Source organism: Microbacterium sp. LWH10-1.2 (assembly GCF_038397765.1).
GTDB lineage: Bacteria > Actinomycetota > Actinomycetes > Actinomycetales > Microbacteriaceae > Microbacterium > Microbacterium natoriense.
The window spans coordinates 4,034,356-4,053,037 of the sequence record NZ_CP151638.1; the positions used below are offsets into that span (position 1 = coordinate 4,034,356).

At 70.1% G+C, this 18,682-nt stretch carries 17 protein-coding genes; 13 read left to right on the plus strand and 4 right to left on the minus strand.

Features of this window, described 5'->3' with window-relative positions; genetic code table 11:
• Positions 1-130: 130 nt before the first annotated feature.
• Positions 131-1,021, minus strand: a complete 891-nt coding sequence (locus MRBLWH10_RS18875) for an NAD(P)H-binding protein (RefSeq protein ID WP_341941122.1) — start codon at positions 1,019-1,021, stop codon at positions 131-133.
• Between the two features lie 127 nt (positions 1,022-1,148).
• On the opposite strand from MRBLWH10_RS18875, the gene MRBLWH10_RS18880 reads away from it, so the two are divergent.
• The 10 genes from MRBLWH10_RS18880 (at position 1,149) to MRBLWH10_RS18925 (ending at position 9,426) form a co-directional block, all read left to right on the plus strand.
• A complete protein-coding gene (locus MRBLWH10_RS18880) occupies positions 1,149-2,663 on the plus strand; it encodes an FAD-dependent oxidoreductase (RefSeq protein ID WP_341941123.1) in 1,515 nt (504 codons plus the stop codon).
• A gap of 159 nt (positions 2,664-2,822) precedes the next feature.
• Positions 2,823-3,245, plus strand: coding sequence for a hypothetical protein (locus MRBLWH10_RS18885; protein WP_105674264.1), 423 nt, complete (start codon positions 2,823-2,825; stop codon positions 3,243-3,245).
• A 1-nt stretch (position 3,246) separates the two neighbouring features.
• Positions 3,247-3,654 carry a phage holin family protein gene (locus tag MRBLWH10_RS18890; protein ID WP_105674262.1) on the plus strand — a complete coding sequence of 136 codons (408 nt, stop codon included), beginning with the start codon at positions 3,247-3,249 and terminating at the stop codon, positions 3,652-3,654.
• Positions 3,641-3,922 (plus strand): hypothetical protein, encoded by a 282-nt coding sequence (locus tag MRBLWH10_RS18895; protein WP_341941124.1) that lies wholly within the window; start codon positions 3,641-3,643, stop codon positions 3,920-3,922. Before MRBLWH10_RS18890 ends, MRBLWH10_RS18895 begins: the two co-directional genes overlap by 14 nt.
• Positions 3,923-4,000: 78 nt before the next feature.
• Positions 4,001-4,678: a hydrogen peroxide-dependent heme synthase gene (gene hemQ / locus MRBLWH10_RS18900; RefSeq protein WP_105674258.1), complete on the plus strand. Its 678-nt coding sequence runs from the start codon at positions 4,001-4,003 to the stop codon at positions 4,676-4,678.
• A gap of 8 nt (positions 4,679-4,686) precedes the next feature.
• Positions 4,687-5,682 (plus strand): hydroxymethylbilane synthase, encoded by a 996-nt coding sequence (gene hemC / locus MRBLWH10_RS18905; RefSeq protein WP_341941125.1) that lies wholly within the window; start codon positions 4,687-4,689, stop codon positions 5,680-5,682.
• Positions 5,679-6,470, plus strand: a complete 792-nt coding sequence (locus MRBLWH10_RS18910) for a uroporphyrinogen-III synthase (RefSeq protein ID WP_341941126.1) — start codon at positions 5,679-5,681, stop codon at positions 6,468-6,470. Before hemC ends, MRBLWH10_RS18910 begins: the two co-directional genes overlap by 4 nt.
• The gene (hemB, locus tag MRBLWH10_RS18915; protein WP_341941127.1) at positions 6,467-7,444 is read left to right on the plus strand and encodes a porphobilinogen synthase; all 978 of its coding nucleotides are present in this window, start codon (positions 6,467-6,469) and stop codon (positions 7,442-7,444) included. Before MRBLWH10_RS18910 ends, hemB begins: the two co-directional genes overlap by 4 nt.
• A gap of 29 nt (positions 7,445-7,473) precedes the next feature.
• Complete coding sequence (locus tag MRBLWH10_RS18920) at positions 7,474-8,799, plus strand: glutamate-1-semialdehyde 2,1-aminomutase (protein WP_341941128.1); 1,326 nt, start codon at positions 7,474-7,476, stop codon at positions 8,797-8,799.
• A gap of 177 nt (positions 8,800-8,976) precedes the next feature.
• Positions 8,977-9,426, plus strand: coding sequence for a hypothetical protein (locus tag MRBLWH10_RS18925; RefSeq protein WP_105674248.1), 450 nt, complete (start codon positions 8,977-8,979; stop codon positions 9,424-9,426).
• 77 nt (positions 9,427-9,503) lie between these two features.
• Here MRBLWH10_RS18925 and MRBLWH10_RS18930 read toward each other — a convergent pair whose 3' ends face one another.
• A complete protein-coding gene (locus MRBLWH10_RS18930) occupies positions 9,504-11,723 on the minus strand; it encodes an ATP-binding cassette domain-containing protein (protein ID WP_341941129.1) in 2,220 nt (739 codons plus the stop codon).
• A 110-nt stretch (positions 11,724-11,833) separates the two neighbouring features.
• On the opposite strand from MRBLWH10_RS18930, the gene MRBLWH10_RS18935 reads away from it, so the two are divergent.
• Positions 11,834-12,895 carry an enoyl-CoA hydratase/isomerase family protein gene (locus tag MRBLWH10_RS18935; RefSeq protein WP_341941130.1) on the plus strand — a complete coding sequence of 354 codons (1,062 nt, stop codon included), beginning with the start codon at positions 11,834-11,836 and terminating at the stop codon, positions 12,893-12,895.
• An 87-nt stretch (positions 12,896-12,982) separates the two neighbouring features.
• On the opposite strand, the gene MRBLWH10_RS18940 is transcribed toward MRBLWH10_RS18935, so the two are convergent.
• Together MRBLWH10_RS18940 and MRBLWH10_RS18945 are read right to left on the minus strand one after the other, a co-directional pair.
• On the minus strand, positions 12,983-13,372 hold the full coding sequence (locus MRBLWH10_RS18940) for a GntR family transcriptional regulator (protein ID WP_341941131.1): 390 nt from the start codon (positions 13,370-13,372) through the stop codon (positions 12,983-12,985).
• Positions 13,369-14,379, minus strand: coding sequence for a hypothetical protein (locus tag MRBLWH10_RS18945; protein WP_341941132.1), 1,011 nt, complete (start codon positions 14,377-14,379; stop codon positions 13,369-13,371). The genes MRBLWH10_RS18940 and MRBLWH10_RS18945 overlap by 4 nt, the downstream gene beginning before the upstream one ends.
• A gap of 294 nt (positions 14,380-14,673) precedes the next feature.
• Here MRBLWH10_RS18945 and MRBLWH10_RS18950 point away from each other — a divergent pair, with 294 nt between their 5' ends.
• Both MRBLWH10_RS18950 and MRBLWH10_RS18955 read left to right on the plus strand, forming a co-directional pair.
• On the plus strand, positions 14,674-16,401 hold the full coding sequence (locus MRBLWH10_RS18950) for an ABC transporter ATP-binding protein (protein WP_105674243.1): 1,728 nt from the start codon (positions 14,674-14,676) through the stop codon (positions 16,399-16,401).
• Between the two features lie 50 nt (positions 16,402-16,451).
• A complete protein-coding gene (locus tag MRBLWH10_RS18955) occupies positions 16,452-18,653 on the plus strand; it encodes an ABC transporter ATP-binding protein (RefSeq protein WP_341942610.1) in 2,202 nt (733 codons plus the stop codon).
• Positions 18,654-18,682 lie beyond the last annotated feature (29 nt).

An 18,682-nucleotide genomic window follows, 5' to 3' on the forward strand; every position in this document is an offset into this window, starting at 1 on the left:
GCGCGTGATTCCTCAGCCCGAACGCGCTTTCTCCTCCCGAACGGCGGCGCGGCGGGGGGTCGGCACGGCGGCGCGACAGAGGTTCAGCACGGCCACGCGACGGGGGATCGGCGCGGCGGCGCGACGGGGATCAGCGGCGACGGGGGAGTGCGATCCTCAGGTCGCTCAGCCCGAACCGGCCCTCCGGGAGCGCGGCGCGGATCCGCTCGTCGGTGAACCCGCGCGACGGACGGATGCCCACGGGTGGCTCCGGTGCCGGCAGGGCGGCCTCGCTCACGCCCTCCGCGAGCATCCGGGCCTGCGCTCTCGCCACGAGCGGCACGACCATGAGCCGCTCCGTGATCCGCGCGAGGAGGCGGATGGTCCACACCGGCACGGGGAGGTAGGCGGGTCTGCGACCGGCGACGCGGGCGATGCGGCGGATCGCCTCGCCCAGAGTCACCTCGTCGACTCCCATCACGGCGACCGTGGGGTCGGGGATGCGGCCTTCGAGGGCCGCGACGAGGACGTCGACCGCGTCGTCCACGGGGACGGGGCGTGCGGTGCGCTCGCGGAAGCCCACGGTCCAGAAGAACGGCAGCGTCCGCACGGCTTTCGTGACGTGGTCGACCATGTGGTCGCCGGGTCCGTAGATCATGCCGGACTTGAGGATCGTGTGCGGGATGCCGGAGCTGCGGACGATCTCCTCGGCCTCCCACTTCGACTCGTGATAGCCGGAGCCGCAGTCGGGGCGCGCGCGCAGGAAGCTGACCATCACGATGCGGCCGACCCCTGCTCGCCGCGCGGCCTCGACGACCGCGCGGGTCCCTTCGACGTGCACGCGGCGGAAGGTCTGGTCGCCGATCTCGCGATTGATGCCCGCGCAGTGCGCGACGGCGTCGCACCCGCGGAACGCCTCGGTGAGCGCGTCGACGTCGGTGACGTCGACGCCGTTGCGACGGGAGACGACGACCGCATCGTCGAGGCGTGCGGCGAGGTTCCTCCCGACGAAGCCGGTGCCTCCGGTGATGGCGACGCGCATCTTCACTCCTTCGCTTGTTAGCTATCTGGCTAAACAGTAGTCACCACGCGTCCGGACGGCAAGAGGGAACGGTTTCCGACGGGCGGCAGCTCTCGTGACGCGCTCGCGATGAGCGAGGATGGAAGGCATGACCGCACGCCCTGAAGACCTCGCCGCCCTCGCCGCAGAGAAGCACGTCATCGTGATCGGCGGCGGCATCGGCGGGCTGATCGCGGCGCGCGAGTGCGTGAAGGTCGGCATGCGCGTGACGGTGCTGGAGGCGGCGGATGCCGTCGGCGGCGCGATCCGTCGGGCTGACCTCGGAGGCATCACGGTCGACGCCGGCGCGGAGAGCTTCGCGACGAGGGGCGGGCACGTCAGGGCGCTGCTCGACGACCTCGGCCTCGCCGACCGCATCGTCGCCCCCGCCGCGGGCGGGGCCTGGCTGGCCGGCATCCCCGGTGTGGGAGCGGCGCCGCTGCCGGTCGGCGGCATCCTCGGCATCCCCGCCAACCCGTTCCAGGACGACGTGCGCCGCATCATCGGCTGGTCCGGCGTCTGGCGCGCCTACCTCGACCGCGTGCGCCCGCCGCTGACGATCGGCCACAACCACAGCCTCGGCAAGCTGGTCTCCTCGCGCATGGGCGCGAAGGTGCGCGACCGCCTGGTCGCCCCGGTGACCACAGGGGTGTACTCGGCGCTCCCCGAAGACGTCGACGTCGACATCGCCGCCCCCGGTCTCAACGCCGCGCTCACCAGCGTCGGCTCGCTCTCGGGCGCCGTGCAGGCGCTGCGCGACGAGGGCGCCGCCCGTTCGGCGAAAGCGCCGGGGTCCGCGGTCGAGGGTCTCGACGGCGGCATGTCAGGGCTGGTCGATGCGCTCGTCGCCGACATCGAGAGCCTCGGTGGGGTGGTCCGCACCGGCGCGGAGGTCTCCGGCGTCTCCCGGTCGGGCGCGACGTGGACGGTGACGGCCGGGATCCCCGCGGCTGATACGGACGCGCTCGCCGCACCCGCCGACGGCACGAGCGAGGAGCCCGCCCTCGAGGAGCTCGACCTCACCGCGGATGCCGTGATCGTCGCGACTCCGGAGGCGACGGCCCGCGAGCTCCTCGCGTCCTCGGCCCCCGCGCTCTCGCGCACCGACGCGGCTGTCGCCCCCGAGATCGAGATCGTGACCCTGCTGCTCGATGCCGCAGAGCTCGCCTCCGCGCCGCGGGGCACCGGGGTGCTGACGGTGCCAGGCTCGCACACCGCGAAGGCGCTCACCCACTCGAGTGCGAAGTGGCGGTGGGTGCGTGAGGCGGCCGGCGAGCGGCAGGTCGTCCGGGTGTCGTTCGGCGCCCAGGGCGAGCCCGCGGCGACGTCGGCGCTGGACGACGCGGATGCGGCGAGGCTCGCGCTGCGTGAGGCATCCGCCCTTCTCGGAGTCCCCCTGGACGAGAGCGCCCTCGTGGCCTCGCATCGCGCCCGGTTCGTGCAGTCGCAGCCGGCGTCGATCATCGGATCGGGCGATCGCCGTGCTGCCGCCCGTGCGGCGGTGCAGGCGGTGCCCGGCCTCGCCGCCGTCGGCGCGTGGCTCGCGGGGACCGGCCTCGCCCAGGTGATCCCCGATGCGAAGGAGGAGGCCGACCGCCTCCGCCGCGCGCTGCTGTGGGGCTGATCGCCCTCCGATGAGGACGTCTTTCGTCATCTGCTTGTCCACCCCCTCACGTGTAGATGCCGAAATCGGCATATGGGGTTACGCTGGGTATCTGGTCGGCGGTTCCGAATCGCCGGTTCGCCCCAGGCGTCCACACCGGAACTACGTAGAGGAGACCCCATGAAGGGGAAGATCGGACTCGTCGTCGGACTCGGCGTCGGATACGTCCTCGGCACGCGAGCCGGGCGCGAGCGCTACGAGCAGATCAAGACGCAGTGGCTCAAGGTCTGGCACCTCGACCCCGTCCAGGAGCAGGTCACCAAGGTCAAGTCCTACGTGGGCGACAAGGCAGCGGCCGTTCCCGGCGCGATCTGGACCGGCGTCGTCAAGATCGCGAAGTCCGCCAGCGGCAACGGCACCCCCGGCCAGCGGCTCGACTCGGCGATCGCCACCGGCAAGGACGCGGCAGACGACCTCGCCAAGGCGACGGAGGATGCGGTGGCCGAGGCCAAGCGCCGAGCGGAGCACGACGCGAAGAGCACGACAGCGAAGAAGCCTGCCGCGGCGAAGAAGCCCGCGGCTCCGAAGAAGGCCGACGACTGACATGCCCCGCGGATATCGGGATCGTGCGGACGACAGTCTGCTGACTCTCATCGGCGACCTCCCCGACCTGGTCACGAACCTCGTCAAGGCCGAGATCGACGCGGCCAAGGCGTGGGTCGCGAAGACCTCGAAGGATGCCGGCATCGGCTCCGTGTGGTTCCTGGTCGCCCTGTTCTTCCTATTCTGGGCCGTGCCCGTGGTCCTGGTTTTCGCCATCGCCGGGCTCTCGTCCTGGTGGCCGGTCTGGCTCTCGGCCATCGCCGTGTTCGGCATCCTGATCCTGGCGGTGCTGTTCTTCGCACTGCTCGGCATCCTGAAGTTCCGCAAGGTGCTGGCGCGGGAGAACCCTGCTCAGGCGGTGGCCGCCGACATCAAGATCGCGAAGGGCTCAGGCGATGACGAACTCTGACAGCACCGGCTCGCTGCCGAAGACGGCGGTCCCGGCCGGCATCGTCGATCCCGTGGCCTCGGCGAGGGCCGAGCTCAAGGCGGCGCTCGCCGCGATCGAGGTCAAGGGCAACTTCCCCCGGCGCATCGAGAAGGCCTCGGTGCGCGCAGCGGCGAAGGCGCGGCGATTCGCCGACCGCAACCCGGTCGGGGCGATCGCGGGCGCCGTCGCCCTCGCCGCCGTCGCGGGCAGTCTCGTGTGGGTCATCGCGCGCGCAGCCTCGCGCTGAGCATCCTTCCCCGCGCCGACGGGGGTCGGGTTCCTCCGCGGGTTCGCACCCGTCCCGCAAAGGGGGCAGACTGGGTGCATGTCCGAAGAGCGCGAAGAGAACCCGTCCGGCTTCACCCTCTGGGCGGTCTGGCGACGCAATCCCGACGTCCCGGTGACCGAATCCGACTCCACTGAGCTCGAGACGATCGTCTCGTACATCGAAGACTCCGGCGTGACCGTGCGGGGCTTCTACGACGTCTCCGGCCTCAAGGCCGACGCCGACCTGATGGTGTGGCTCCACGGCGACACCGCCGAAGACCTGCAGAAGGCGCTGCGTCGTCTTCGTCGCACCGAACTGCTGCGCACCCTCCTGCCCGTGTGGAACGTCATGGGCGTGCACCGCGACGCCGAGTTCAACCGTCAGCACGTGCCCGGGTTCCTCCGCGGCATCGAGCCCAAGGACTGGCTCTGCCTCTACCCGTTCGTGCGCACCCCGGAGTGGTACCTCGCCCCCGAGGAGGAGCGTCGGAAGATGCTCGCCGATCACGGCCGCAAGGGCGCCGCGTTCACCGGGGTCATCGCGAACACGGTCGCCGCGTTCGCCCTCGGCGACTACGAGTGGCTCCTTCCCCTCGAGGCCGACGACGTCACCGAGCTCGTCGACCTGATGCGCGACCTGCGCTACACCGACGCGCGTCTGTACGTGAAGGAGGAGGTGCCCTTCTACACGGGGCGCCGACTGCGGTTCGACGAGATCGCGGACGTGCTGCAGTAGGCCCCGCCATGAGCACCCCGATCAGGTTGGGCACCCGCCGCAGCGCGCTCGCGCAGGCGCAGTCCGGTCATGTCGCCGCCGCCCTCGAGAAGGTCGCCGGCCGTCCTGTCGAGCTCGTTCCGATCACCAGCGAGGGCGACACCAACCGTGCGTCTCTGTCGGAGATCGGCGGACAGGGCATCTTCGCCACCCGTCTTCGTGAGGCTCTCCTCGCCGGGGAGTGCGATCTCCTCGTGCACTCCCTGAAGGACCTGCCGACGGCGATCCCCGAGGGCCTCGTCATCGCCGCCACGCCGGTGCGCGAAGACGCCCGCGACGTCGCGATCACGCGCGACGGCATCCCCCTGCACGAGCTGCCGCCGGGAAGCCTCATCGGCACGGGGTCCCCGCGTCGCATCGCGCAGGTGCGACGGCGGGCTCCGCACGCCAGGGTGGTCGACATCCGCGGCAACGTCGACTCGCGTCTGCAGCGTGTGGCGACGGAGGAGCTGGATGCCGTCATCCTCGCCGCCGCCGGGCTGTCGCGCCTCGGAGCGGATTCGCCCCTGCGGCGCGAGGAGCTCGGTCTCGCCGAGTGGCCGACCGCCCCCGGGCAGGGGGCGCTCGCCGTCGAGACGCGTACGGATGCCGCTCCCGCGCTGCTCGCGGCGCTCGCGGAGCTGGACGACGAGGCGACCCGTGTGGCGGTCACCGTCGAACGCGCGATCCTCGAAGGGCTGGACGCCGGATGCCAGGCGCCGATGGCCGCCCACGCGGTCGTCTCCGGCGCCTCGGTGCGCGTCAGAACGGTCGTCTACGCGGCCGACGGGGGCAGGAGAATCGGCCTCGACGTCACGGAAGACCTGAACGGGGAGTATATTCATCGGAACGGCAGTGGCAATGGAGCGGATGCTGCCGATGGTGCAGACCCGATGCACGCAGCGCGCGAGCTCGGGTTGACTGTTGCCCGTCGGCTGCTCGATCAAGGGGCGGCTGACCTCGTCTCCCGAGAGCATTCCTCATGACTGATTCAAAGCAGGACCGACCGCTGGACGGCTGGCGCATCCTCGTACCCCGCGGCGGACCGTGGGGCGACGGCGTCGCCGCGAGTCTGCGTTCCCAGGGCGCGGTGCCCGTCGTCGCGCCGCTCATCAACTTCGCCCCCACGACCGACCAGGCCGCGCTCGACGTGGCGCTGGAGCAGCTGGCAGCGGGCGTGTACGACTGGCTGACGATCACGAGTGCGACGACCGTCGACGTGATGTTCGCGCATCGCGCCGTCGTCCCCCGCACGACGAGGATCGCCGCGGTCGGCGAGACCACCGCCGCGGCTCTGCAGGCCGTGGGCTACGAGGTCGCGCTGGTGCCCGACGAGGACAACTCCGCCGAGGGCATGGCCGAGCAGCTGATCGGGCTGGAGACGGAGCCCCGTCGCATCCTGGCGCTGCGCAGCGAGATCGCGAAGCCGGTGCTGAGCAAGCTGCTGGAGAAGGCCGGGCACGACGTCGACAGCGTGGTGGCCTATCGCACCGTCGGAGTCCCGGTGACCGATCGCATCATGCGCGACGTGCAGAACGGCCGCATCAACGCGATCCTGATCACCAGCGGCTCCGTCGCTCAGCAGGTGCGCGAGCAGTTCCCCGACATCCCCGACGAGACGCTGCTGGCCGCGATCGGGCCCCGCACCGCCCGCGACGCCCGCAAGGCGGGGCTGCCGATCACGGTGGTCGCCGACCGGCAGACGGTGGATGCCCTCATCGACGCGGTGTCGCATTTCACGCTTCCGCACGCGGCCGACGAGTTCGCGCCGTGAGCTTCCCCGAGACCCGCCTCCGTCGGCTGAGGCAGTCGCCCGCCGTGCGCGACCTCGTGCGCGAGACGTCCCTCGAACCCCGTCAGCTCGTGCTGCCGCTGTTCGTCAGGGAGGGCATCTCCGAGGCCTCGCCGATCGGCTCCATGCCCGGCGTCCTGCAGCACTCCCTCGACTCCCTGCGGGCGGCCGCCGTGGACGCGGCCGAAGCCGGCGTCGGCGGAGTGATGCTGTTCGGCGTGCCCGCGGTGCGCGATGCGCGCGGCTCCGGGGCCGACGATCCCGCCGGCATCCTGAACGTCGCGACCGAGGCGCTGGCCGCCGAGGTGGGCGACGCCCTCGTGGTGCAGACCGATCTGTGTCTCGACGAGTTCACCGACCACGGCCACTGCGGCGTGCTCGCGGCTGACGGCTCCGTGGACAACGACGCGACCCTGGAGCGGTACACCGCGATGGCGCTCGCGCAGGCGCGTGCCGGCTCTCAGCTGCTCGGGCTGTCGGGGATGATGGACGGCCAGGTCGCCGTCATCCGCGCGGCGCTCGACGCCGAGGGCTTCCACTCGACGCTGCTGCTCGCCTACGCCGCGAAGTACGCGAGCGCGTTCTACGGGCCGTTCCGCGAGGCGGTGGACTCCCAGCTCACCGGCGATCGCCGCACCTACCAGCTCGACCCCGGCAACCGCAGGGAGGGCGTGCGCGAGGCGGTCGTCGACGAGGCCGAGGGCGCCGACATCGTGATGGTGAAGCCCGCCATGTCCTTCCTCGACGTGCTCAGGGAGGTGCGCGACACCGTGCATATTCCGGTCTGGGCATATCAGGTGTCCGGCGAGTACGCGATGATCGAGGCCGCCGCCGCGAACGGCTGGATCGATCGTCGGGCCGCCGTGCTGGAGTCGCTGCTGTCGATCCGCCGCGCCGGAGCCGACGCCGTGCTGACCTACTGGGCGACCGAGGCCGCGCGCTGGCTGCGCGGCTGATCGCCCCTTCGCCATCCGGAGGAGTTCTCATGACCGACCGCAATGACGATCTGTTCGCCGCCGCCCGCGCGGTGACCCCCGGCGGAGTGAACTCTCCCGTGCGGGCCTATGGCTCGGTGGGGGGCACTCCGCGCTTCCTGGCTTCGGCCAAGGGAGCGAGGGTGACGGATGCCGCCGGCATCGAGTACGTCGACCTCGTCGCCTCGTGGGGGCCCGCTCTGCTCGGTCACGCGCACCCGGAGGTCGTCGCGGCGGTGCAGGAGGCTGCGACGCGCGGTCTGTCGTTCGGCGCCCCGACGGAGGGCGAGGTGGAGCTCGCGACGCTGATCGCCGACCGTGTGCGGTTCGCCGAGGCGCGCCCGGTCGAGCGCGTCCGTCTCGTGTCGACGGGCACCGAGGCGACGATGACCGCGATCCGACTGGCGCGCGGGGCGACCGGTCGCGACCTGCTCGTGAAGTTCGCCGGCCACTACCACGGCCACTCCGACGGCCTGCTGGCGGAGGCCGGATCGGGGATCGCGACGCTCGCGCTCCCCGGATCCGCGGGCGTCCCCGCCCCGATCGCCGCGCAGACGCTCGTCATCGGCTACAACGATCCCGATGCGTTGGCAGCGGTGTTCGCCGAGCACGGCGACCGCATCGCCGCCGTGATCGTCGAGGCGTCGGCCGCCAACATGGGCGTGGTGGCGCCGGTTCCCGGTTTCAACCGCCTGATCGCCGACACCGCGCACGAGCACGGCGCCCTGATGATCCTCGACGAGGTGCTCACCGGATTCCGCGTGCACCCCGCGGGTTTCTGGGGCCTGCAGGCCGCGGCGGGCGAGGACTACCTCCCCGACATCATCACCTTCGGCAAGGTCGTCGGTGGGGGGATGCCGCTGGCGGCCCTCGGCGGCCGCGCCGAGATCATGGACCTTCTCGCGCCCCTCGGCCCGGTGTACCAGGCGGGAACCCTGTCGGGGAACCCGCTCTCGGTCGCCGCGGGGCTCGCGACGCTGCGCCTCGCGACGCCGGAGGTGTACGAGACGGTGGACGCGGCATCCGCTCGCCTGGTCGCGGCCCTCGAGGGCGCGCTGACGGAGGTCGGGGTCACCCACTCCGTGGCGAAGGCGGGGAACCTGTTCAACGCCTCGTTCCGAGCCTCGGCGCCGCGCGACTACGCGGAGGCCCAGGCGCAGGAGTCGTTCCGGTACGCGCCGTTCTTCCATTCCATGCGCGAGCAGGGAGTGGCGCTCCCGCCGAGCGTGTTCGAGGCCTGGTTCCTCACCGCCGCGCACGGCGACGAAGAGCTCGATCTCATCGAGCAGGCGCTCCCGGCCGCGGCTGCGGCGGCGGCTCGCGCGACTCGCTCCTGACGACTGCCCCTCCGCGCGCCTCGGCGGTCCCCGGACCCACCGAGACTCGAGTATGGTACATATATTCGAATCTCGGCGTGCGGGAAGGGGAGAAGTGGATCAACACGACAAGGGATCGTTGCGTTCCTGTGAGCAAGACCCAGACAACTGGGGGGATGCCGCTGGCAGACTGGTGGCATGGTGACGTTGCTGCTGGACCAGACGCAACTCGAGATCGTGCTCTCGCCGATCGAGCGTGCCGCGAGCTTCCACCGCGACAACATCCGCATCGAGCGCGAGACCATCGCCAAGGTGCAGCTCACCGATGACGCATGGACGTGGCTCCGTGGAGTGCCGAACCCTGGCACGCACATCCCGGGAGTGCTCGCCGCGGGAACGTGGAAGACCGCGGGCAGCCTCGACTTCGTCCTGATCCGCAGACGACGTCCGAGCGTCGTCATCGATCTCGACGGAGACCACGAGTACCGCCGACTCATCCTGACGACGAGCCACGGCCTCGCGCTGACCCAGGCGCTCCGTCTGGACGTGTCCGACGAGCCCGCCGACGTCGAGGAGATCGTCGCCACAGCTCCGGTCCCGGTGTCCAAGGGGAGCCGCCGTCCCGTGATCCGTCCGCGGCCCGCCTGACCTCGTCAGAGACTCCGCTTCACACGACGAACCCCTCCGTGCCCGCAGGCAGGAGGGGTTCGTCGTGTCAGCGGCGTTCAGCCGTGATGATGGTCGTGGTGCTCGCCGTGGCCTTCGCCGTGGTTCTGGCCCTCGTGGTCCTCGTGAGTCTCGCCCTCGTGGTGCTCACCCTCGTGGTGCTCGTGGTGCTCGCCCTCGTGGTGCTCGTGGTGCGCGCCTTCGTGGTGCTCGCCCTCGGGGTGCTCGCCTTCGTGGTGCTCGCCTTCGTGCTCGTGACCCTCGTGCTCGTGGTGGTCGGAGGCCTGGTCGCCCTCGGCGGGGTCGCCCGCGTCATCCGCAGCCTCTTCGGCGGAGCCTCCGCCGTCAGCGGTAGGAACGGTGTCGATCACTCCGGTCGTGGCGACCGCCCAGTGCGCGCCCTCGTCCTGGCCCTGCTCATCGCTGGTCGGCGCGTGCTCATCGCCCGTGGGCGCCTCGGCGAAGGGGTAGTCCTTCGGCTCATCCTCGTAGTAGGCGCGAGCCGCGGCGGCGAGCATCGACGAGACGGCTGCCGCCCGAGGGTCGGCATCCTCTTCGCTCGCGGTTTCCGACGCCTCGGATTCCGTGTCGCCCACAGTCTCCGACGCTTCGTCGCCCGTCGTCTCCGACGCTTCGGACTCCGTTGCTTCGGTGTCGGATGACTCGGACTCGGACTCGGACTCGGACTCGGACTCGGACGACTCGGATTCGGATGCTGCGGTCGTCTCCTCCGAGGAGTCGAGGCCCTCGAAGACCTCGAGGCCGGAGTGCTCGGCGTCCTCACCGGCATCGTGCGGCTCGGTGGCCGTCTCGCCGGTGTCGGCCGACGCGGTGCCGAACAGGATCTCGTCGAACGAGGGTCCTCCGGCGACGTCTGCAGCGGGTGCCTCTTCGGTCTCGGTCGACTCGGCGACCTCGCCCTCCGCCTCTGCGGAGCCGGTGTCAGCGTCGTCGTCTGTCGCGTCGTCGGCCGCATCGGCCGTGTCCTCGGCATCCGCTGCGTCTGCGGCGTACCCGAGCTCAGCGGCCGCGTGATCGACATCTGCCGCGGCATCCTCGGCGTCCGCTGCGGCGTCTACCGCGTCGGAGGCGGCATCGGCCGCATCCTCCGCAGAGGGGGCCTCGGCGATCGCCGCTCCCGCGCCGGCGGTCAGCACGGCGGCGGCCAGCGGGTCTCCGGGAACGGACTCGGCTTCCAGCGGCAGCACGTCCACGGCGGCGGGCGCGTCATCGAGGGGGGCTTCGTCGGTGGACTCCTCCTCGACGGGGGTCTCCTCGACGGAGGCTTCCTCGACCGGGGCTTCCTCGGCGGCGTCGTCCGCGGCCGACGCGGGCGCCTCGGGGAGCACGAGCTGCGAGGCGACGGCCTCGGCGTGCGGCGCGAGCTTGCCTCCGCGCACGAGCTCGATGAACACGTCCTCCAGCGTCGGTCCTCGCTGCACGAGGGTGCTCAGCGCGACGCCGGCGGCCGCTGCGACCGATCCGACGGTCTTGGCGTCTCCGCCGCGCACGGTGAGACCCGAGCGCAGCACCTCGACCTCGAACCCTGCGGCGGCGAGGGCGGAGGTGAGCGCGGCGCGATCCGCGGCATCCACCACCACCGAACCGGCTGCGGGGTCGGCGAGGCTCTCGATGCCGCTGGACAGGACCAGCCGGCCCTTCGACAGCACGAGCACGTGATCGGCGACCTGCTCGACCTCGCTCAGCACGTGCGAGGAGACGAGGACGGTGCGCCCCTCATCGGCCAGACGGCGCATCAGCAGGCGCATCCAGCGGATGCCCTCGGGGTCGAGGCCGTTGGCCGGCTCGTCGAAGACGAGGGTTCCGGCGTCGCCGAGCAGGGCGTGCGCGACGCTGAGGCGCTGCCGCATCCCAAGGGAGAAGCTGCCGATGCGGCCCTCGCCCTCACCGTCGAGGCCCACGAGCGCGAGCACCTCGTCGACACGGGAGAGGGGGATGCCGTTGGCCTTCGCGGCGATGGTCAGCTGCCTGGCCGCCGTGCGCCGAGGGCGGTAGACCGTCTCCTCGAGCACCGAGCCGATCGTGCGCAACGGGGTGCGCAGGTCTGCATAGGGCACGCCGCCGATCGTGGCCGTACCGCTGGTCGGGCGCACCTGGCCGAGCAGGATGCGCAGCGAGGTCGTCTTGCCGGCTCCGTTCGGGCCGAGGAAAGCGGTCACGACACCGGGCTCGACCCGAGCGGAGAAGTCGGACACCGCCGTCACATCGTTGAAACGCTTCGTGACGCGCGTGAACTCGAGCACCTGTCCGTCGGGCATCCGCGACCTCTCCTTGCATGGGCAGTTCTGTCTATCCTGCCGGAAAAGCCGCAGGATCGCGCATTTCCCGGTGAAAAGGCCGCCTCGGAAACGGGAGTAGCCTGGCTCTCGTGACCGATCCCACCGTTGCTCCGCGCGTTCTCGTCCGCACCGAAGGAGCCCTCGGGCGGCTCACACTCAACCGCCCTGAGGCGATCAACGCCCTCGACCACGACATGATCGTGCAGCTGACAGCGGCCCTCGACGCCTGGCGCGACGACACCGATGTGCAGATCGTCGTCCTGGACGGCGAAGGCGAGCGGGGCCTGTGCGCCGGCGGGGACGTCCGTGCGCTGCACGCGCAGATCGTCGCGGGGAGGGCGGAGGAGACCGCGCAGTTCTTCCGGGCCGAGTACGCCCTGAACGCGATGATCGCCGAGTACCCCAAGCCGGTCGTGGCGATCGCCGACGGCATCACGATGGGCGGCGGCATCGGCCTCGCCGGTCACGCGGCGATCCGCATCGTCACCGAGCGCTCGACCCTGGCGATGCCAGAGACTCGCATCGGATTCACTCCCGATGTCGGCGGCACCTGGCTGCTCGGGCGCGCCCCCGGCCGCTTCGGGGAGTACTTCGGCCTCACCGGCGGCACCATGAACGCCGCGGATGCCATCTACCTCGGCTTCGCCGACCACTTCGTGCCCTCCGACCGGCTGGAGGCGCTGCGCGAGGCCCTGGCCTACCGTGCCGATCCGACCGGGCCGGCGGAGATCGTGCTGCTCTTCGACGAGACGCCAGAGCCGTCCGTCCTGCCTGCATCGCGCGAGTGGATCGACGAGGCGTTCTCCGCACCGACGGTCGCCGAGATCGTCGAGCGTCTGAAGGCGCAGGGCACTGCGGATGCCGCAGCGATCGCCGACCTGCTGGAGGGCCTCGCCCCGACCGGTCTCGCCGTCACGCTCGATGCGGTCCGCGAGGCCAGGGACCTTCCTGGTCTGCGCGCGGCGCTGGAGGGCGAGTACCGCAGGGTGCTGTGGTTCGTGAACGAGCACCCCGACCTCGTGGAGGGCATCCGCGCGCAGCTGGTCGACAAGGACCGCAACCCGAAGTGGAACCCGCCGACCATCGCCGAACTGGCACCGGATGCCGGAGCCGACGCGCGGGCGTACGTGCCGGAGCACCCCCTGTTCTGAGTCTGGCCGCGCCTTCAGGTGGCGGCGATGCAGTCGCCCCGATCGTCGGAGTGGCGAGAGCTGCGTCGCGACGGTCGCGAGCGCCAGTCAGTCCTTTCGCATCCCGGACTCCTCCGTGGCGGACGTGACAAGACGCTCCTGCCAGACCGCACGGAGCACGCCTGCGACGTCGTCCGGGGCGGCGCCGTGCTCCTCGGCGGTGGCGATCAACGCGCGCACTTGGCGGAGCACGGGCGTCGGGAGAAGGGCGGCGGATGCCGCGACACGGGTACCGGCGGCCGTGCGGGTCACGACGAGGCCCTCGACCTCGAGCATCTTGTATGCTCTGGCAGCCGTGCCGGGGGCGACCCCAAGGTCACGCGCGGTCTGGCGAACCGTCGGTAGTCGTTCGCCCGCGCCCAGCCGGCCCGCGAGGATCAGTCCGCGCAGCTGCCGGTGGATGTCCTCTGCGGACACCGTGGTCGGTTGCGTGCTCACGATGCGACCGCTACCGCGGCATCCGGTGCCGTGTCGGCGATCCTCGCATTCCGAAGATGCCGAGTCGCCAGAAGGAGGAGCGCGAACGCGACGACCTCCGCCGCCGGTGCGAGCCAGCCGAGAACCGTTGCGATCTCGGAACCCCGCCACAGGATCTCGTACACCTCCAGCCGCCCATCGCCCTCGATGGAGAGTCGTGTCGTCGCCCCGGCATCGGCGATGAGACGCCACGCTCCGGCGAGAGAGAGGAGGGCCGATGCCGTCGCGACGTGCACGATGCCGGAGGCGATGCCGCGCCGCGCGTTCTGCTCCGCGACGACGGTCTCGGGGCGCATGAACGGCCTCGCCGCGTTCGCATGCAGGCACGCGACCGCCATCGCGACGAGTGCGACGAGCGCGACGAGCACCGGACCCCCGTATGCCCAGCCGAAGAACCAATGCCGGATCGGATCGACCGACGGCGCGTTCGGGATCGGAATCTCCAGATACGTGTAGTTGCCGTAGACGTCCACCGAGGAGAGCAGTCCCGCGAGCACGGCGGTCGCCGCCAGTAGCAGGACCACGACGCCTGCTGCCACTGCTCTCGCCCTCGGCGCGAACGTCAGCCAGGTGCGCCGGGCCGCGCCGACGACCGGATGCTGCGGCGCTCCGCTCCCCGTCGTGCAGATGAAGGCGAGCAGCGCCGCGGTGCCGAGGAAGGCGACGAACAGGGGAGCCGCGTAGCGCCACCAGGCGATCGCGCCGTTCATGTTCAGCGCGTAGCCGCGTACGAAATGATCGGCGAGGAAGAGGGCGACGACAGCGACCGCGGTCGCTCCGATTGTGCGCCGTTCCGGCGCGTAGCGGGCGTTCGCGGCGTCATCGTAGGCGGATGCCGGGCGTGCGGCACGGGGCATGGAGAAGGCGAAGGCGACGAGCGCTACGACAGCGCCGATGGTGAGTGTGGCCCATGGCTGCGTTATCGCGTAGCCGATCAGATCGCCCGGGGTGATGTCACGTTCGGACACGTCGCCTCCTCTTCCTCATTTGTGTCATCTTTCTATCACAAGTTGTATCTCTGTGCGGATACAACTTGTTCGCTCGACGATGAAGGCCGATGGGGGTGCGTGTCGGTGTGCGCGTTGTTCTCCCGAGTGCACAAACCGCAGACCGCAGCGAAATAAGGTTCGCTGTGAGCGAAGGTCCCCCCTCAGGGGGATGCGAATGTCCGTGGCACGTGACAATCTGTGATGCGGCTGATTGTCGGTCGGCATCCGCCAGCCGAGAAATCCGCTGTTCCAACCCCTCAAGGAAGTCCGCCTGTGCTGGGAAAAATCCTCGTCCGCTATCTCTCCCGATATCGATGGCTGCTCGTCGGCGTCCTGGTGTTCCAGTTCGCCAGCGCCCTCGCGTCGCTGTACCTGCCGAACCTGAACAAGGACCTCATCGACCAGGGCGTCGCGCAGGGCGATACCGCGTACATCTGGCGCACCGGCCTGTTCATGCTCGTCGTGTCGCTCGGCCAGATCGTCGCGTCGGTCATCGCGACCTACTTCGCCGCCAGGGCCGCCATGGGGGCCGGCCGTGACATCCGCGCCGACGTCTTCGCCAAGGTGAGCGGATTCTCCGAGCGCGAGGTGTCGCAGTTCGGCGCCGGTTCGCTCATCACCCGCAACACGAACGACGTGCAGCAGGTCCAGATGCTCGCCATGATGGGCGCGACGATGTTCGTCACCGCGCCTCTGCTCGCCATCGGCGGCATCATCATGGCCGTCGTGACGAACGCCAGCCTCAGCTGGCTGATCGCCGTCTCCGTCCCGGTCATGCTGATCATCGCCCTCCTGATCATCAGCCGCATGGTGCCGCTGTTCCGGAGCATGCAGAAGAAGATCGACAACGTCAACCGCATCATGCGCGAGCAGCTCACCGGCGTCCGCGTCGTGCGCGCCTTCGTGCGCGAGGAGATCGAAGAAGAGCGCTTCCGCGGCGCGAACACCGACATCATGGTGGTCGGCCGCAAGATCGGCTCCCTCTTCGTGCTCCTGTTCCCGCTGTTCATGCTCGTGCTCAACGTCACGGTCGTCGCGGTGATCTGGTTCGGCGGCATCGAGGTCAACTCGGGCACCGTCGAGATCGGCACGCTCTTCGCGTTCATGCAGTACATCGGCCAGATCATGATGGGCGTCATCATGTCGAGCTTCATGGCGATGATGATCCCGCGCGCCGCCGTCTCGGCCGAGCGCGTCGGCGAGGTCCTCGACTCGACGTCGAGCATGACGCGCCCCGAGCACGGCGTCAGCGACTTCCCCGTCCCCGGAGCCGTGGCCTTCGACGCCGTCGAGTTCACCTACCCCGGTGCGGAGTCGCCTGTCCTGCACGGCATCAGCTTCGCCGCGGAACCGGGGGAGACCGTCGCGATCGTCGGATCCACCGGTGCGGGCAAGACGACGCTCGTCTCCCTGATTCCTCGGCTCTTCGACGTCACCGGAGGCGCCGCCTTCGTGGGCGGGACCGACGTGCGTGAAGCCGACGTCGACGCGCTGTGGCAGAGCATCGGCCTGGTGCCCCAGCGCCCGTTCCTCTTCACGGGCACCGTGGCGTCGAACCTTCGCTACGGCCGTGAGGACGCGACCGATGAAGAACTCTGGCATGCGCTGGAGATCGCACAGGGGCGCGACTTCGTGGAGGAGATGCCCGATGGGCTGAACTCGCGCATCGCCCAGGGCGGCACGAACGTCTCGGGCGGTCAGCGCCAGCGTCTCGCCATCGCACGTGCGATCGTGCACCAGCCGCAGATCCTCGTCTTCGACGACTCGTTCTCGGCGCTCGATCTCACCACAGACGCCCGCCTGAGACAGGCGCTGTGGCGGGAGCTCCCGCACGTCACGAAGATCGTCGTCGCGCAGCGCGTCTCGACGATCACGGATGCCGATCGCATCGTCGTCCTTGAAGGAGGAACCATGGTCGGCGTGGGCACCCACGAGGAGCTGCTCGAGACCAACGACACGTACCGCGAGATCGTCGAGTCGCAGCTGGGGGTGGACGCATGAGCGCGCAGAACCCGTCGACTCCCGAGAAGCCGCAGAGCCGTCGGGAGCGCATGGCGGCGGCCAAGGCCGCCGCGACCGTCGAGCCCGAGCTCACCGAGGAGGAGAAGTACGAGGCCGAGCTCGCCGAGCAGGCCCGTCAGAACTCGGGGGACTGGGACAGCGTCGCGCCCGGCAAGGCCGACAACTTCGGACCGAGCTTCAAGCGGATGATCGGGCTCCTCAAGCCCTCCGCCGTCTGGTTCGTGTTCGTGTCGGTTCTCGGCGCCATCGGCGTCTTCCTCTCCGTGGCGGCCCCGAAGGTCCTCGCCGAGGCGACCAACCTCGTCTACGCGGGCTTCTTCTCCAACGAACTGGGACGCAAGACCGACACGTTCCCCGGGTTCCCCGTCGGGACACCGAAGAGCGAGGTCGTGGAGCAGCTGCGCCAGTTCGGCCAGGACGACTTCGCCAACCAGGTCGCCGCGATGCGCGACTTCAAGGTCGGCGACGGCATCGACTTCGAGGCAATGCGCTGGATCATCCTCGCGGTGCTGGCGATCTACGTTCTCGCCGCACTCCTCAGCTGGATCCAGGGCTACGTCATCAACGTCATCATGGTGCGCACCATGTGGCGCCTGCGCGAAGACGTCGAGGCGAAGATCAACCGTCTGCCCCTGTCGTACTTCGACAAGGTGCAGCGCGGTGAGCTGATCTCGCGGGTCACGAACGACATCGACAACATCACGCAGACCATGCAGCAGTCGCTGTCCGGTGCCCTCACCTCGGTGCTCACGGTGGTCGGTGTGCTGATCATGATGTTCTCGATCTCGTGGCAGCTCGCGCTCGTCGCCCTGATCGCGCTCCCGCTGATGGGTGTCATCTTCGGCGTCATCGGTCCGCGTTCGCAGAAGGCCTTCGGTCAGCAGTGGCGCAAGGTCGGACGCCTGAACGCCCGCGTCGAGGAGGCCTTCTCCGGCCACGCGCTGGTCAAGGTCTTCGGACGCGAGCAGGATGCTCTCGACAAGTTCCAGGTCGAGAACGAGGAGCTGTTCCAGTCGGCGTTCAAGGCGCAGTTCCTCTCGGGCATCATCATGCCCGCGATGACCTTCGTCGGCAGCCTCAGCTACGCCGCCCTCGCGGTGCTGGGCGGCCTCATGGTCGCCAACGGCCAGCTGCGCCTCGGCGACGTGCAGGCGTTCATCCAGTACTCGCAGCAGTTCTCCCAGCCGCTGGCAGAGCTCGGCGGCATGGCGGCGGTCGTGCAGTCGGGAACCGCATCCGCGGAGCGCGTCTTCCAGCTGCTCGACGAAGACGAGCAGGAGCCGGATGCCGCCGACGCCCCCACGGTCGTCGACGGCAAGGGCGTCATCGAGTTCGAGAACGTCGCGTTCTCCTACTCGGAGGACCGTCCGCTCATCACCGACCTGTCGTTCCAGGTCGAGCCAGGGCAGACCGTCGCGATCGTCGGCCCGACCGGCGCGGGAAAGACCACGCTGGTCAACCTGATCATGCGGTTCTACGAGCTCAGCGGCGGACGCATCCTGCTCGACGGGCAGGACATCGCGGACATGACCCGCGACGACCTGCGCTCGCGCACCGGAATGGTGCTGCAGGATCCGTGGCTGTTCGCCGGGAGCATCCGCGAGAACATCCGCTACGGCCGCTCCACGGCGGCCGACGACGAGGTGCTCGCCGCCGCGAAGGCGACATACGTCGACCGGTTCGTGCACGCTCTCCCCGAGGGCTACGACACGGTCCTCGATGAGGACGCGTCGAACGTCTCGGCCGGCGAGCGCCAGCTCATCACCATCGCCAGGGCGTTCGTCGCGCAGCCGTCGATCCTCATCCTCGATGAGGCGACGTCGGCGGTCGACACCCGCACCGAGCTGCTGCTGCAGCACGCGATGGCGGCGCTCCGAGAAGGACGCACGTCCTTCGTCATCGCGCACCGCCTGTCGACCATCCGTGACGCCGACCTCATCCTCGTGATGGAGCACGGCGACATCGTGGAGAAGGGCACGCACGACGAGCTCATTGCCGCGCAGGGCGCCTACTGGCGTCTGTACCAGTCGCAGTTCGAGCAGGCCGCGGCCGACATCGACGCCGAGGCGGCGCTCACCGGAACGACCCCCGTGGTCGTCACCGGCGACGCCGAGGCCGAGGCGGATGCCGCGCGCGTCGGCGCCTCGGTCGGCGCGCAGAGTCCGGCAGCGGAGGTCGCCTCGGCGGAGTCGCTCATCGAGCGATCGGACTCCGGCGACAACAGGGCCTGAGCTCACCGCGAAAGCCCCGCCCCGGTCAC